Raw genomic sequence first — 15414 nt, forward strand, 5'->3', positions numbered from 1 at the left:
AGCGATCGCACCTCCACAAACCCAAATGCGATCGCCCTCCCAAACCAATCAAGCAAACGCGATCGCACCTCCACAAAACCCAATCGCACCTCCACAAACCCCAAACGCGATTCCCGTTGAGCATACAATATAGAAAAGCAAGTTATCTGTAATCTCTATGGAAAAGCTAAATATTAAAGAAGAAGCTCGAAAGCTAATTGATAAATTACCTGCTAACTCAACATGGGATGACCTCATGTATGAGATTTATGTTAGGCAAGTTGTGGAAGCTGGACTTGCTGAGAGTCAAGCTGGTAAAGTGATTTCCGTACAGGAAGTTAGGGCAAAATTTGGACTACCAGAGTGAAAGTTTTTTGGACAGAAACAGCCGTAGAAAACCTATCTGCAATTTATACTTACATTGCCCAGAATTCACCTCGGTACGCAAGCAGGATTATTGACCGTATAACCAAACGTTCCCAGCAGCTTGCGAATTTCCCTCTATCTGGTCGAATTGTACCAGAGTTTGAAACCGAGCAAATTCGGGAAGTCATTGAAGGTTCATATCGAATTATCTATTACATCAAGCCCGAACAAATTGATGTACTTGCTGTTATACACGGGGCACAGGAAATTACACCAGTATAGAATAAATAGCGATCGCACCTCCACAAACCCAAATGCGATCGCCCTCCCAAACCAATCAAGCAACCGCGATCGCACCTCCACAAACCCAAAATGTGTAGACGCAACGCGGTTTGTCGTTAGACATCGCACATCGCCCAGATCCCCCTACTCCGGTAAACCCTCTAAAATCTCCCGTGCTACCTTAGCCCAATATTCATCCTGATACTCAACATATATCTCCAACGCTGTCTGCAAATTAGCCCTAGCCTCTGCATAGTTTTCCTCTGCTTGTGCAAGCGTTCCTAAACAATGAAGCGTGAGAGCTTGCGAATAGCGATCGCCAAATTCGATTTTGATTTCCAGGGCTTGTTGATAATAATCCCGTGCCTGGTCGTATTGGCGCAACTGTTGGGCAACCCTTCCCAACTGGTGGTAAGTCCTAGCACTCGAATAGCGATCGCCAAATTCGATTTTGATTTCCAGGGCTTGTTGATAATAATCCCGTGCCTGGTCGTATTGGCGCAACTGTTGGGCAACCCTTCCCAACTGGTGGTAAGTCCTAGCACTGTAATAGCGATCGCCAAATTCGATTTTGATTTCCAGGGCTTGTTGATAATAATCCCGTGCCTGGTCGTATTCCCGCAACTCTTCGGCAACCCTTCCCAACTGGTGGTAAGTCCTAGCACTGTAATAGCGATCGCCAAATTCGATATATATTTCCAGGGCTTGTTGATAAGAATCCCGTGCCTGGTCGTATTCCCGCAACTCTTGGGCAACCCTTCCCAACTGGTGGTAAATCCTAGCACTGGAATAGCGATCACCAAATTCGATTGTGATTTCCAGGGCTTGTTGATAATAATTTCGTGCTTGGTCGTATTCCCGTAACTGTTGGGCAACCATTCCCAACTGGTGGTAAGTGCTAGCACTAGAATAGCGATCGCCAAATTCGATAAATATTTCCAGGGCTTGTTGATAATAATCCTGTGCCTGGTCGTATTCCCGCAACTTTTGGGCAACGATTCCCAACTCGTGGTAAGTCCTAGCACTCAAATAGCGATCACCAAATTCGATAAATATTTCCAGGGCTTGTTGATAATAATCCCGTGCCTGGTCGAACTGTCGCAACTCTTGGGCAACGTATCCCAAGTTGTGGTAAGTGCTAGCACTCGAATAGCGATCGCCAAATTCGATATATATTTCCAGGGCTTGTTGATAATAATCCCGTGCCTGGTCGAACTGTCGCAACTCTTGGGCAACGTATCCCAAGTTGTGGTAAGTGCTAGCACTCGAATAGCGATCGCCAAATTCGATATATATTTCCAGGGCTTGTTGATAATAATCCCGTGCCTGGTCGAACTGTCGCAACTCTTGGGAATGGTTGCCCAAGTGATGGTAAGTACTAGCACTCGAATAGCGATCGCCAAATTCGATTTCGATTTCCAGGGCTTGTTGATAATAATCCCGTGCCTGGTCGTATTCCCGCAACTCTTGGGCAACCCATCCCAAGTGATGGTAAGTCCTAGCACTCGAATAGCGATCGCCAAATTCGATAAATATTTCCAGGGCTTGTTGATAATAATCTCGTGCCTGGTGGAACTGTCGCATATTCAGAGAGACATTACCTAAATAATGCAAGGATTTGGCGACAGCAGGACGATTTTTCTGCTTTTTGGCAATATCTAAAGCTTGTTGATGATAGCTGTTTGCACTTTCAAACTGTCGTTGCTGCTGATAGCTTTTACCTAACTGATTGATAACTTCGATTTCTAAGGAATAATCAGGAAATTTATTGATAATTTCCCCAGCTTTTTCTAAATATTCTCTAGCTTTGATTGGTTTGTGCTGGCTTAAATATGCTTTGCCCAATTCATTTAAAATATTACAGCAATTACGGAGATGTTCTGGGCGGGGTATTTCTCCAGTTGGGTGATATTCCATCAACAAGCTATGTAACAAATTGATACGTTCTTGTTGTTCTGGTGTTGGTAAGCGTTCTATATTTGTGTCTGTATTCAGAGTATTGGCAATTGCCCTATCTCTAGTCAATTCTGTGGTTTTAAAACGAAATAAACCTGATTTCCAAGCCCAAAAATCAGGTGCAAATTTTGCTAACCGCGAAATCGCATAATTTGGCAAGATAAATAAAAGCGGATGAGGTACGGTTTGACGATAGGAATCGCGGACGAAGTTTAAATCCTGTAAAACTGGTGGATAATCTCCAAAAACACCAATCGATTTTTCTAAATTCCGAATTAATAAAACAAGTTTTTTATTTGTTCCTTTAGTAATTTTAGCTAATTGTTCCACCAATTCATCCCGCAGAAATCGCAAATTACCATCAGGAAAATCTAAAACCACAAATTGGATTTCTTGACATTGAGAATTCTGTCGCAATCCAGCAATCAATAGGTCTATATCGGGTGTAAAGTTAATTTCAATAAAACCTAATGTAAATTTTTCTGCAAAATCGACAAATGTCACTAATTCAGCAAATTCATCTTTATTATAGGCAATAAATTTACCTATTTCGGCTTGAAGTTCACTGTTTTTGTGCTGATTGGAGAGCTTGTTGGAAGAACTCATTTCGCTTCACCACCGGATTTGGATAATTCCACCGCTTATCACCGTTATATTCCAACACGGAAGTATTAAATAACATTAATTGTCCAATTTCATCTTTACTGACATTTTTAGTTAAGCAAACCTGAGCCAAATGAGCGTAATGTTCTTCAGGAATAAACCGCTCAAAACTAAATTGTTGCTGTTTAACTGCATACTCTATATCTTCGGATATAATTTTTGCATGTTTTCGGGTACTCGCTGTTTGACATGCAGAGCGCATCATTTGCATTAACTGACGCACATGGCCACCACTTGCTTTTGCTAGTTCTAATAATTGATTACGGCTCTCAAAAATTGCATCAATATCAACCCGCTTTTCAATTACACTTGCCATCGCATCTAAGCCCGTCTGATAATAATTTAAATCACATTTATGCCGTTCAAATTCATAAATATTAATCATCGGTATAATATGAGGATCACCATCAAATTGATTTAGGGGATTTTTCGGCGAGCAAAGAATTGAAATTGGTACTGTATAAATGATTGTACAATTTAATTCTTGCATCTGAGCCGCATAATCGAAGAACAAATGTTCTGCTACCACAGGAGGAACCCGATCCAAATTATCGAAGATAATTAATAAACCTTTACATTGAGGAAGTTTTTGCCGCAATTTTGCGTAAGCGTCACTTAATAACAGATTAGTATCAGATTTGAGGCGAGATAAATCTTTTTCTAGAGTTTGTCGAATAGTTGTCTTTTGCTTGTCCGAGCCTTTAATTTGTGCCAGCAATTTGACCATTAGTTTGGCGAGAAATGGCGCAGTAGGGCTGAGAGTTGCTTCTGCTTCGACGTTGACTGATTTTTCGACACTTTGCTCGTTTTCTTCAGTAATGTCTTTAAACCATGATTCAAAACTTTTTAATAAATTTTGATTAAAAGTCAAACCTAATTTTCGTAATTCAAATTCAACTTGTTTAATTACAATCAAATATAAATCTGTATAGCGGGTATCATTAATATCTGTCTCTTCATTCGCTTCCAAATAAATAACCCGATAATTGTTTTCCCAAAGACTCTGAATTTTTTTTAACTCCGTACTTTTACCACAACCGCGATGTCCAGTAAATAAAATTGTTGTAAAATCACCTGCTTCTTGAAAATCCAAAATTGTACTGACATTATCAATAGCCGAAGTTTTCCGCACCAGCGACAAATCGACATAATACCGTTCCATTTCTGCTGGTTCAAGCGGCTCAACATTACAAGCCAAAAAAGCCGCTTTAAGAGTATTTGCACGCTGAAAACTTGAGTGAGACATTCTTTCGAGCAGATAACAATCACCAACTTCTAAATTTTAAGCGATCGCCCATCAAATTTAGCAAATACTACCGCAAGGCGGAAGTCAAAAGGAGCCAGTGCGTTGGGCGGGTTCCCCGACTTGTTCGCGCAGCGTCTCCCAAGGGGAGAAGCAACTGGCGTTCAAAAGTCAAAAGTCAAAAGTCAAAAGTACTATGGAATAAGCTTTTTAGGGCTTTTCAATGGTCTGCTTTTTTACGCCGTGCTGTAATACAGCTATAGGACTCATAAAACTCCGCGCAAGTTCGGAAATTAGTTATGATTCCTACTGCACCCCAAAGAGCCAAAGCTATGCTTTGTCTCCCCTTTCCTTGGTATCAGCACTCGTAACTCGCTTAACCCTGAAAACTAGTTGCCAAAATTGAAGTGTTTGCAACAATTGCTCGTTCATGTATAAGAAAGGTTTAAGTATTTCCAGGAAAGATATAAGCAATTGCTGCAAAGGCTTCATACTTTGCAACAATTGCTCTTTCATGTATAAGAAAGGTTTAAGTATTTCCAGGAAAGATATAAGCACTTGCTGCAAAGGCTTCATACTTTGCAACAATTACTGGTTCATGTATAAGAAACGTTTAAATCATTGCAGCAATCGTTGTAATTAACTTATTAGTTGCTCTATAGTGCGTAGGCGTAGCCCGTCGTAGACATCGCAAACCGTCTCCATGAAGAGAGCTTGGCGGCGAAGAGCATCAATTCTCGCTAATTACTGCTGTAAGTCAACCTAGTAGAGAAACAGAAAGTGCGTAGTTTACCGCCGTAGGCATCGCAATCAGCTTAGAAGAATTGAATTTACGTTAACAGTGTTGTTGTTTTTTGAAGAGTGACAACAACAAACATACCAGTCCCATTACTACCAACGACACTGAAGAAGCAGATTCTGGGACAGACTGAGGGTTTTGCACAGGCTGATAATTGATGAAATTTCCTTGAATTGGGCTGAGTGATGCCAAAAGTTGCTCAATATCTTTAGATATATCAGTGTCATTACCAACACTTTTAGAAGAGATGAGGCGGTTAAAGGTTTGGCTACTTGATACATCAAAATCTCCTGTAAACCCAAGAAAATTTTGACCTATTTTACCTATAAGAGAGTCAATCAGATTGTTAACATCAGTCTTGATCCCTAATGGGGATAACTTTAAACTGCTATTATTGACGTTTCCAATCGTTGTGTTATCAGTCTTTGTTAACCAATTGCCATTACCAATAATTTCATTTCCATTGGTAAAAACCCAGTTACCATTACCAATAATTGTGTTATTAGTGCCGAAGTCCCAATTGCCGTTTCCAATGGTTGCGTTGTCACTGCCGAAGTGCCAATTACCATTACCTAATGTTGAATTCTTACTTCCGTTGTCCCAATACCAGTTGCCGTTACCAATGGTTGTGTTATCCTTACCAAATAGCCAGTTGCCATTACCGATGGTTGCGTTGTCATTATTAAAGTTCCAGTTACCATTACCAATGGTTGCACTGTTACTGCCATTATCCGAGTTAAAATTACCAATAGTCGCGTTATTACTACCAAAGTCCTTATTACCATTCCCAACCGGTGCGTTGCTCTGATTAAAGGTTTGGCTACCTGAATTAGATGTATTGCCAGTGTTACTAAAGGGTATATTGTTACCAAGGACTTCTTTCAACGGATCGAAAGGCGATTGTTGAAGCAGACTTCCAGCACCTGCGATCGGATTACTGTTACCTGCAAATGGGTTGGTAGCCCCACCTGCGATCGGATTGCTGTTACTTGCAAATGGGTTGGTAGCCCCACCTGCAAACGGATTGCTGTTACCTGCAAATGGATTGGTAGCCCCACCTGCGATCGGATTACTGTTACCTGCAAATGGGTTGGTAGCCCCACCTGCGATCGGATTGCTGTTACCTGCAAATGGGTTGTTAGCCCCATCTGGAATGGGATAACCACTGCCTGCAAACGGGTTGCTACCTCCTGCTAATGTGTTATCAATACCCTTGAAATAGTTATCACCCAGAACTAACTTTAATCGCTCAAAGATTAATTTCTGAAGCCCACTGCCACCATCACCTGCAAAGGGGTTAATACCGCCACCTGGAATCTGATTGCTACCGTTACCTAATAACAGATTGCTACCACCCGTCAACAGGCTGTCCTTAGCAGCAGACAAACTGTCATTGGCAGCAAAGGAATTACCGCTATATAGGTTGCTAGCACCACCTGCATTTAAGTGATTAACTCCATTATTAATGGGATTGACAGCAGACGCTTCCATTGGCACTAATTCTCCTATTTTTAGTTAAAAAATTATGGGGTCTTCAGTACTTCTTATACCAATTATGAATTTGCTAAATCCAAAATCTCTCTACAAAAAAGGTTTTAATTATCTGACTGTCAAACTAACAGAAGATATTGCCTAAATCCTTACCTGTAAATAGTTACAGGACGTAAAATAGCAAACTAGTACAATAAGGCAGAAGGTACATCACCGATAATACACGTTTTTCAGTTTTATCGAATGGTATGTTTATTTGCACCAAGCTGTACTAGCATACTATGTACTGAACAACTTCTCATTGTTCCCTTGTATTTATCTGCTGATTTTCGCAAATATTGTATTAAGCGAAGGAGTTTTGTCCACCAGTAGGAAATGGCGAGGTTTGTCCACCAGTAGGAAATGGCGAGGTTTGTCCACCAGTAGGAAATGGCGAGGTTTGTCCACCAGTAGGAAATGGCGAGGTTTGTCCACCACCCACTTCGTTGTCAAGCTTTGAGTTAACTATCTTGTCAATAGTAACCCTAAAATCTAACCCGTTCGGTATTTCAGTTGTGCTAATACCATAGGTCTGGCTGCTACTACCAGTCAAAGGGTCGCTGCCACTACCTTGGTTTCCGCCGCCTGTGGATGGGATACCACCACCTGTGAATGGAATACCGCCGCCTGTGGATGGGATACCACCACCTGTGGATGGAATACCGCCGCCTGTGGATGGGATACCGCCGCCTGTGGATGGGATACCGCCACCTGTGGATGGGATACCGCCGCCTGTGGATGGGATACCGCCGCCTGTGGATGGGCTACCACCAACTGTAGATGGGTTTACACCGCCTGCAAAGATATTCCAGAAGTTGTCGCCAGCGAAAGGATTACCACCGTAGGGTAAATCAGGCTGACTGCCACCGCTACCGGCACTACCACCAAATGGGCTACTGCCACCTTCTCCATTACCAACACCACTGAATAGATTTTTGACGCCTTCCTTACCGACAACCACTTCCAAGCGACTGAAGGGTGATTGTCCAATTGGATTGTTCCCACTAGTAGAGGAGTTACCGCTACTGCTATTACTCAAATCTTCTGCCATTAGGATTAATCCTTCTATTGTTTTGATGAAAATTTTGCTAGCATCGCAACATAAAATAGACAAAACCTAAGTCTATTTTATTGTTATCTTTTTGTTAGCAAAACTAGTTAGTAGCTATTAGATTATTTGGTTATCTTTCTTAAGTGGAGACAATCAAGTTTTAACCAATACTACTCACCCTTTACAATGTATATGATTTAATTTTGAAGGACAATGAAAAATATTTTGATATGTTTATCAAATTTGTAGATATTTTTAGACAACGATTAAAAAAAATAACTAAAATTTTTGGATAATAAAATTTAATTTGGATTAATTATTAAATTGCAATGAATAATCTTTTGATAAATTTACCAAATTTTTAGATATTTAATTTATCTGCGTTTATCCGGGGCTATATCACTTTTATCCGACGTTATAGCGCGAGACCAATAACAATAAATAGCAGGGTTACTTATAGCTTACAATAAGTAAGTCGGCACAATAAAAGCAAACTATGTGAATAAAAGCAAACAAGGTTTAAACGCTTTTTCTCCTTGCCCTCTGCCCCTACTCCCTGCCTTATCCTAACGATAATTATTTACGCCGACCTAGTTACCTTGGATCATATTAGCACCACTACGAAGTGCAGCGAAAAAAGGTTTAGGTACAGGGATTACTTCAGATAAATCAGCAAATTCAATCCCGGAATTGTACGCGAAAGCGTCCACAAAACTAGGGTGATATAAATTAAACCCAAACTCCATTGATACCAAGCAAGTGCAGAGATGATACCTGGTAAATGTTCATCTCGCAGGCGAATATCATTAAATCCTAATTTAACTAGATTGTTGAGACTAAAATCATAGTAGTTAAGCCAGTTCCAACGGCGATCGCACAACAAGGGCATATATCGTTCCCGAAATGTCTCATTCCTTGGTATCACTGGCAAACGTCCAATCAATAATCGTAATTGGCGAAATGTACCGTCTTCTGTGAAGTAAGAAACGTCCATTAAGTCATGATAACGACCTTGTTGGTAAAGTCGGATCAATAAAGCCATTGGGACGGGGACAATAATTATAAAAAGACACCCCAATGTCAGCCAAGGTTGTTCAGCATTGCGAAAAATCGCTAGTAAACTGAAGAATTCTAAAACGCTAAAACTGACTAATATCGAAATGGTTTCGTAAGATGTGGGAATAATTGGTACGGGATGCAGCCGACGATAGCGATCCACTAGCCAAAATAGTAAGCCGAAATAAGCGATCGCTAATCCTCCCACGCCAAAGACTAACCAAAAATTCGTCCCATAGCCACTCAACAACAGCAGTACACTCAACGCCAACCAACTCCAAGCTTGCAGTAACCATCCACCGATAGAAAGGGTTTCGCCAACAATTAAGCGATCGCTCAGTTGGGTATATTTTTCTAAATCAATGTCTGCTATAGTGAGTAACTCGCTGCTGTTACGAAAGGATTTTAGCAGACGACGCTGGGCGATCGCTTGGGCTTGAGTTGCAGAAAAACCCAGGTTAATCAAACTGACAACAGAAGCACTATTAATATTTGTAGCTGTCAAACGATGGCCAAACTCTATTAATCGCAGTTGTTGTTTTGTGTATTCCAGTTGATTTGCATCGGCAACTTGCTGTTGCTGACGGAAATTTTGCCCCAAGTTCCGCAAGACGTTTTGATTACCTTGCAATGTTTTGATGCAGAACATCTGACCAATCTGACCAGGATTACCTAAAATTTTCGCTTGGTTGGAGTTAAAAGTTAAACCAGATACGCTTAAACAAGCTTCTTTAGAAAACCTGGCATCACTAAAATCTGCTTGGTTAAGAATGTTCGCAGCTTGCAAATTTACTAACTGGTTAAACTCCGCTTCTCGGAAGCTTACAGCTTGTTCAAAAGTCGCTTCTATTAAAAGGAGAAACTGATTAAAATTCCCTTTAGTAAACTGGGCTTGATTGGCAAAATACACTTCAGAAAAATCAGCATTCCCTTGCCATTGCACGCTACTGAATTTAGCCAACTGTTTAAAAATTGCTTGGTTGAAGTTGGCAGTCTTCTCAAAGAAACTGCCTTGAAAATCAGCGAGTTCCCGAAATTTGATTTTTTTAAAATTAGCTTTTTCAAAAAAAATACTGCCCTGAAAATTGCTTGGTTGCTGGAAGTTAGCACTGGTGAAACTAATGGGACGAGCAAATCTGGTTTCAGTCCAGTTTGTGGGTTGGAGAAAAGTTGCACCTTGGGCATCCACAGACTGAAGAAAAAATGTATTGGAGAACTTCACTTCGCCGTTGAAGCGAGTTTGCACCAGTGTTAAGACACCACGAAAGACGGCGATTTCACTGTATGGAGTTGATTCTGTTCCCAGAAGCGATCGACAATCTTTGGAGTTGGGTAAAGCGATGGCGAGTGACTCTAGACAAACAAAGCGCAAACGTTCTAGTTTTTCTTGTTCGGTAGGGGTGAAAATGGGTGCAATGGCTTTTGCATACAATGGTGTTCTTAAACCCAAATCGCTACCGACAAAATCCCCCAGAATCAAAGCATAGCTGAGGTCTAAACCTAGAGGTTTTGTACCGAGTTCTTTTCGCAATAGTTGGTAAAAAGCATCACGGAAGCTGGCGTTTTCTGGGCGTAAATCAATCGCCATCTTTTGCAAATCTACGGTCAAATTTCCTTCGCGGAGTGTGGGTGTGCGTAGTCGTTCTTGTAATAATTCTAGAGTTAGGGGTGTGCGTTCTGGTTGTGTTTGTGCTGCCCAAGCAGGTAGGGGGAGGAAGAGGAGAAGTAAAACGCAAAGGAACGCAAAGGGAAGCGCAGAGGTACGCAGAGAAACTCCTCTGTGTACCTCTGCGTTTAACCTCTGCGTGCCTCTGCGTTTAAAAGATAAATTACGCAAATTGTTCGATCATTCGTCACTAATCAGCAGAACAATTTTACCTGCTACAGTACCGCTTTCAATCAGTTGGTGGGCTTTAGCTGCTTCTTTTAAGGGAAATTTGTGACTCACATGGATTTTTAACTTGCCTTCATCGATCCAGGTGGCAGATTGTTCGAGAATTTCTGCATGATGGTGGAGACTATCTTGTAATTCTAGCAATGCTGGTGCCAACATGAATTCTAAACCAATGCGGAGGTTGCGAGTTCTAGCAGTTTTCCAAACAGTATTGGCATCTGGTTCGAGAATGGTAACAATATCACCATAGACTCGCACTGCGGGGAAGGTTTTGTGAAAGGTTTCGCCGCCTACGGTATCAAAAGCCAAGTCTACGCCTTCGCCGCCAGTCCAATCTAATACCGCTTGCACAAAGTCTGTTTTTTTGTAAAAAATTATACTATCAGCACCAAGTTCTTTGACGAAATTAGCTTTTTCCTCAGAACTTACTGTGGTGGAAACAGTAGCACCTTTAAGTTTCGCCAATTGAATTGCTACATGACCGACACCACCAGCACCCGCATGAATCAAAACCCGATCTCCAGGTTCTAATCGTCCCCGTTCATATAAAGCTTCCCAGGCGGTGATTAATACTAAAGGCGCTGCTGCTGCTTCGGCAAAGGAGATAGAGGCGGGTTTACGTGCCACAAACCGTTCATCTACAACGGTATATTCAGCGTAATTTCCTTGGTGTGCGCCCAAGCCACCATAGCAAAAATATACCTCATCACCTGCGCGAAAACGCTGCACGCCAGCACCTACTGCTTCAACAATACCTGCACCATCACATCCTAAAATTGTTGGCGTGCGATCGGGGTAGAAACTGCCTCGACTACGAAGTTTAGTGTCAATGGGGTTAATGCCAGCCGCCACCAAACGCACTAATAGTTCAGTATTCCCTACAGGAACAGCAGGGTTTAGCACATCCTGTATTTGCAGAACTTCGGGACTGCCAGCTGCTGTCATCAAGACTGCTTTCACAACTCTTTCCTCCTAGCTTTAGATGCACATTCTTATGCAACTTTAGCGCAAGAGGGTAGATACAGAGATGTTTATGAGCCAAAACTGCAATGTCTAGAGACCTCATAAATGTGTTGATAATTGAACTAAAGTCTCGCAGAGCGATGTCTGCGACGGGCTACGCCTAACGTAACAATGCTATATCTGGACGTAACTGAGCAGCACGATGCAGATAGACTGGGCGTAATGCATTCTGGGGTAAAGGAGTGTTTAAGTGGATTAACACCCGAATACAGCGATCGAGGCTATTGGCAACCTGCATCTGTTGCACATCTAGCAAAGGAATTTGATCCCAACCAGGACGACGACGTGCCACCGCAGCCGGAAACATTGCATCCAAGTCTGGAGTTGCAGAAAAGGTAACACTGACGATTTCCTCAGAGTCTAAAACATTGTTTATTTCTAAGGCGTCTAATAACTCATCTACAGCCTCAGTAATTGCTTTTATAGAGTTGTAGCTGACTGTCGTTGCGCCTCGAAGTCCGCGGACTCGCCATTCTCCCGATACCTTTGACACACTGGAATGTTGGTCTATGTGCGTTGAAAAAGTGAGCTTATCCATATTAATTTGAAGATTGCGTATTTAAGTTTTTCTGTACACAGCAATTGCCAACTGTAAATCTCAATTGTTGATAGTTTTATTTGGCAATCTCAGATTAGTTAAAGTGAGCTAGACAATCAAGAAATCGGCACTTGTAATAGTATTGACTTGTACTCCACTCAAGATTGTTAAAGGCTCATTACTGCTGGTAATATTAATCAAAGTATCATTTATACTACCACCAGTACCTTGATAGATTGTTAAATCAGCAAATGTCAGACCACCCAAAAGCCCAATAGAATCTTCCCCATCAGTAAAATCAACAATGGTGTCAATCCCCGATCCAGATGTAAAGGAGAATGTGTCTTTGCCACTGCCACCAATCAGAGTATCCCAACCAAACCCACCTACAAGGGTGTCATTGCCAGCACCGCCCCGGAGTATGTCATCACCACTCAACCCCCACAGATAGTCATTGCCACCCTGACCGTTAATAACATCATTAGATTTGTCAAAGCCACTAGTATTATTATTAAGATCGTTCAGGAATGTTACCGAGTTACGACTGTAAACATTACTCCTTTGTTCGTTGGCATTCAAGACATCAAAGCTGTCTTGAAACCCCGTCTGTCCATTAAACAAAATATTGCCAATATCCACCGATGCACCTGTGGCTTTGCGAAGGTTATCTAGGTTTTGTAAGGCAAAATTTTGCAAGACGACCCCAGTATTCTCAACTCCCTCAAAGGTTATGAGCAGGTCATCTTTATTCTGAGTTAAGAGCAGATTTCTAGCAGTTAGCCCATTACCCTCAAATTTTAGAGTATCAATTTCCGCAGATACGCCTGAAGATGGACGAGATCCTGTTCCTACACCACCGAAGTCAGTAATCGTGTCGATGCCATTACCGAGTTTAACTGTAAACAGGTCTATATTCCCGCCACCCGTAAGTAGGTCGTTTCCCTTTCCACCAATAATGTTTTCACTGCTTTTCCCACCCGTAAGGATGTTATCACTATCATCTCCAACCAGAAGAACACCATCTTTTCCTTTGGGTCGAGCGTCATTGTCTACAATTGTGAGAGTAGCCGTATTCTGCAATAGCCCAATAATTGCGCCGCCTGTAGCATCGCTCAAGGTGAGGTTGATAGTTTTATTAGCTTCAATTGAATTATCATCAATAATCGGAATATTTACAACTTTAACTCTTTCTCCGTCAGCAAAATTAACCTTTATCTGCTGAGAATCGTTATAATCTTCGAGATATTTAGCAGTACCATCTTTCAAAGTGATAGTAGCGCCAACTGCCCCTGTATCATCTAATGGGCGGATCAAAGTTACTGCTGCTATAGTAGAACCATCTTCATTGACGCTGTATTCAGTACCAGCAAAAATTATTGAGTCTAAGGCTACTGATGCGTTGTCCTTAAAGGCTTGCACGATTTTATCAAGTCCTTCATCTGTAAATAGCGGAAAAGCCGCAGATATGTCTGTCCCTGGACGACTCGTATCCTCAATCAGTTTGTCAAGCCCGGAGGGAATACCTTGGATAATCATTCTCGCTGGCTTATCTTCAAGATTGCGATAGGCGTGGGTTTGCCCTTTGGGCACATTCACAAAAGTTCCAGGAGTTGCAGTAATAATTTGATCGTTCAACTGAAACTTTACAGTCCCCTCGACAATCTAAAATCCTTCATCTTGCTGAAGGTGGATATGCGGTGTAGTTCCGACATTTGATGGAACGTAAGCATCAAATAGATCGTATTGACCACCTGTATCTTTGCCAGTTGAGATAAATTTAACCAAGTCTCCAACCACCCACAATGACTTACTTGATTTTTTGGCTGGTGTCTGTTGAAAGCTATTATATTCTGTCATTGTTGTTCTCCTTTCGAGCTGAATTGATGGTGAGCTAGTTTTGGTTTGGCGTTGCTGAATCATGGGATGATTTCGCCCAATTTAGAACGAATTTTCAATGGTTTCAACCGCCAATTCATCCCGCATTTATGCAACGCCTTTGATTTGATGTTAACAATTGCAGAGCTCCATTACTTGAACATTCTCTTGTTGAGTCAAGTTTTGAGCATCTATGTCTGCGAATAAATGTGAATTTATTAATCTAGAACTTGACTTACGAGATTCAAGTTTGCTAGGGAATAGTTACGGATGATACTTATTTATCGCGCTTTTCTTTGACATTTATGCAAAAAGTCTGAGAAAACACTTTAAAATCTGGAGCAACTATTTCACGCAAGGCTTTGACTGCAAAAAATATATCATGTTCGGGTAATTAGTTACGATATAAAATTTCCAGAGCCGTTATATTTCAACATCTCAGCGTCATTCTTATCGTAAGGTTTGATGGAATGTATGCATCGAATAGATCGTATTGACCACCAGTTTCTTCACCAGTTGCGATAAATTTAACTAAGTCGCCAACTACTCATAAAGACTTATTTGGTTATTCAGATGGCGTTTGTTGGGAATCGTGATTTCCTGACATTTTTGTTCTCCTTTCAAGATGAGCCAACGTTTAGCTAGTGTTAGGTTTGTGTCAAAAGTAACAAACATCTGGGTATTGCTACAAAAGCCTTTAAAGAGGGAACGGAATATGCTGCTTTAGCGATCACCTACGGTAACTATGCAATAGTTACCGTAGATGTGCGTTCTTTTCACTCAAGCTCTACTTTGAATACTTCATACTTGTATTTTGCCAACGGCTATGAAATGCGAATACAGATTTTACCGAAGCGTTCAAGACTATTCATATACTGAAAAGCCTCCAGTGTTTTGTCAAAGGAGAAGATCCGATCAACTACTGGTTTTAGTTTATGTAAGGAGATCGCCCGATTCATTGCTTCAAACATTTCGCGGTTCCCTACAGCCACTGCCTTAATTTGAACATTCCGAAATATTAAAGCAGGTATGTTAATATCTGTAATCTGTCCAGATACAGTTCCGACCAAAGCTATATACCCACCCATACGGATGGCATCCAAACCCTAGCTATCTAATTGGTATACAAAGCAGGTAAGCTGAAAACTTGCATCTAGCA

Annotated in this window: 13 protein-coding genes; 2 read left to right on the forward strand and 11 right to left on the reverse strand. The window is 41.4% G+C overall.

The features are described from left to right. Nucleotides 1-157 precede the first annotated feature (157 nt). Nucleotides 158-346, forward strand: coding sequence for a hypothetical protein (locus HWQ58_RS05570; protein ID WP_094347334.1), 189 nt, complete (start codon nucleotides 158-160; stop codon nucleotides 344-346). Further along, nucleotides 343-627: a type II toxin-antitoxin system RelE/ParE family toxin gene (locus HWQ58_RS05575; RefSeq protein ID WP_292858861.1), complete on the forward strand. Its 285-nt coding sequence runs from the start codon at nucleotides 343-345 to the stop codon at nucleotides 625-627. The genes HWQ58_RS05570 and HWQ58_RS05575 overlap by 4 nt, the downstream gene beginning before the upstream one ends. Before the next feature lie 144 nt (nucleotides 628-771). On the opposite strand, the gene HWQ58_RS05580 is transcribed toward HWQ58_RS05575, so the two are convergent. The 11 genes from HWQ58_RS05580 to HWQ58_RS05630 form a co-directional block, all read right to left on the reverse strand. Beyond that, nucleotides 772-3189, reverse strand: a complete 2418-nt coding sequence (locus HWQ58_RS05580; RefSeq protein WP_292858864.1) for a tetratricopeptide repeat protein — start codon at nucleotides 3187-3189, stop codon at nucleotides 772-774. Continuing rightward, the gene (locus tag HWQ58_RS05585) at nucleotides 3146-4492 is read right to left on the reverse strand and encodes a P-loop NTPase fold protein (protein ID WP_292858867.1); all 1347 of its coding nucleotides are present in this window, start codon (nucleotides 4490-4492) and stop codon (nucleotides 3146-3148) included. The genes HWQ58_RS05580 and HWQ58_RS05585 overlap by 44 nt, the downstream gene beginning before the upstream one ends. Nucleotides 4493-5324: 832 nt before the next feature. Further along, complete coding sequence (locus tag HWQ58_RS05590; protein ID WP_292858870.1) at nucleotides 5325-6779, reverse strand: hypothetical protein; 1455 nt, start codon at nucleotides 6777-6779, stop codon at nucleotides 5325-5327. A gap of 343 nt (nucleotides 6780-7122) precedes the next feature. Next, nucleotides 7123-7869, reverse strand: a complete 747-nt coding sequence (locus HWQ58_RS05595) for a hypothetical protein (protein ID WP_292858873.1) — start codon at nucleotides 7867-7869, stop codon at nucleotides 7123-7125. 655 nt (nucleotides 7870-8524) lie between these two features. Next, complete coding sequence (locus HWQ58_RS05600; RefSeq protein WP_292858876.1) at nucleotides 8525-10762, reverse strand: pentapeptide repeat-containing protein; 2238 nt, start codon at nucleotides 10760-10762, stop codon at nucleotides 8525-8527. Between the two features lie 9 nt (nucleotides 10763-10771). Then, nucleotides 10772-11779, reverse strand: coding sequence for a zinc-dependent alcohol dehydrogenase family protein (locus HWQ58_RS05605; protein WP_292858879.1), 1008 nt, complete (start codon nucleotides 11777-11779; stop codon nucleotides 10772-10774). A 163-nt stretch (nucleotides 11780-11942) separates the two neighbouring features. Next, nucleotides 11943-12380 carry a chorismate mutase gene (gene aroH, locus HWQ58_RS05610; RefSeq protein WP_292858881.1) on the reverse strand — a complete coding sequence of 146 codons (438 nt, stop codon included), beginning with the start codon at nucleotides 12378-12380 and terminating at the stop codon, nucleotides 11943-11945. A gap of 108 nt (nucleotides 12381-12488) precedes the next feature. Further along, complete coding sequence (locus HWQ58_RS05615) at nucleotides 12489-14042, reverse strand: Calx-beta domain-containing protein (protein ID WP_292858890.1); 1554 nt, start codon at nucleotides 14040-14042, stop codon at nucleotides 12489-12491. Then, nucleotides 14043-14237 carry a hypothetical protein gene (locus tag HWQ58_RS05620; RefSeq protein WP_292858883.1) on the reverse strand — a complete coding sequence of 65 codons (195 nt, stop codon included), beginning with the start codon at nucleotides 14235-14237 and terminating at the stop codon, nucleotides 14043-14045. Between the two features lie 561 nt (nucleotides 14238-14798). Beyond that, complete coding sequence (locus HWQ58_RS05625) at nucleotides 14799-14930, reverse strand: hypothetical protein (RefSeq protein WP_292858885.1); 132 nt, start codon at nucleotides 14928-14930, stop codon at nucleotides 14799-14801. Between the two features lie 149 nt (nucleotides 14931-15079). Continuing rightward, on the reverse strand, nucleotides 15080-15358 hold the full coding sequence (locus tag HWQ58_RS05630; RefSeq protein ID WP_292858887.1) for a zinc-binding dehydrogenase: 279 nt from the start codon (nucleotides 15356-15358) through the stop codon (nucleotides 15080-15082). Between the last annotated feature and the right edge of the window lie 56 nt (nucleotides 15359-15414).

Origin of the sequence: Nostoc sp. LPT, from assembly GCF_017115165.1 — a bacterium.
Taxonomy (GTDB): Bacteria; Cyanobacteriota; Cyanobacteriia; order Cyanobacteriales; family Nostocaceae; genus Nostoc.

What these genes read in the sequence shown, in the direction of transcription:
- aroH (WP_292858881.1), bottom strand. Translation starts at nt 12,380, where the DNA reads ATGGATAAGCTCACTTTTTCAACGCACATAGACCAACATTCCAGTGTG.
- HWQ58_RS05590 (WP_292858870.1), bottom strand. Translation starts at nt 6,779, where the DNA reads ATGGAAGCGTCTGCTGTCAATCCCATTAATAATGGAGTTAATCACTTA.
- HWQ58_RS05580 (WP_292858864.1), bottom strand. Translation starts at nt 3,189, where the DNA reads ATGAGTTCTTCCAACAAGCTCTCCAATCAGCACAAAAACAGTGAACTT.
- HWQ58_RS05620 (WP_292858883.1), bottom strand. Translation starts at nt 14,237, where the DNA reads ATGACAGAATATAATAGCTTTCAACAGACACCAGCCAAAAAATCAAGT.
- HWQ58_RS05585 (WP_292858867.1), bottom strand. Translation starts at nt 4,492, where the DNA reads ATGTCTCACTCAAGTTTTCAGCGTGCAAATACTCTTAAAGCGGCTTTT.
- HWQ58_RS05570 (WP_094347334.1), top strand. Translation starts at nt 158, where the DNA reads ATGGAAAAGCTAAATATTAAAGAAGAAGCTCGAAAGCTAATTGATAAA.
- HWQ58_RS05625 (WP_292858885.1), bottom strand. Translation starts at nt 14,930, where the DNA reads ATGTTTGTTACTTTTGACACAAACCTAACACTAGCTAAACGTTGGCTC.
- HWQ58_RS05595 (WP_292858873.1), bottom strand. Translation starts at nt 7,869, where the DNA reads ATGGCAGAAGATTTGAGTAATAGCAGTAGCGGTAACTCCTCTACTAGT.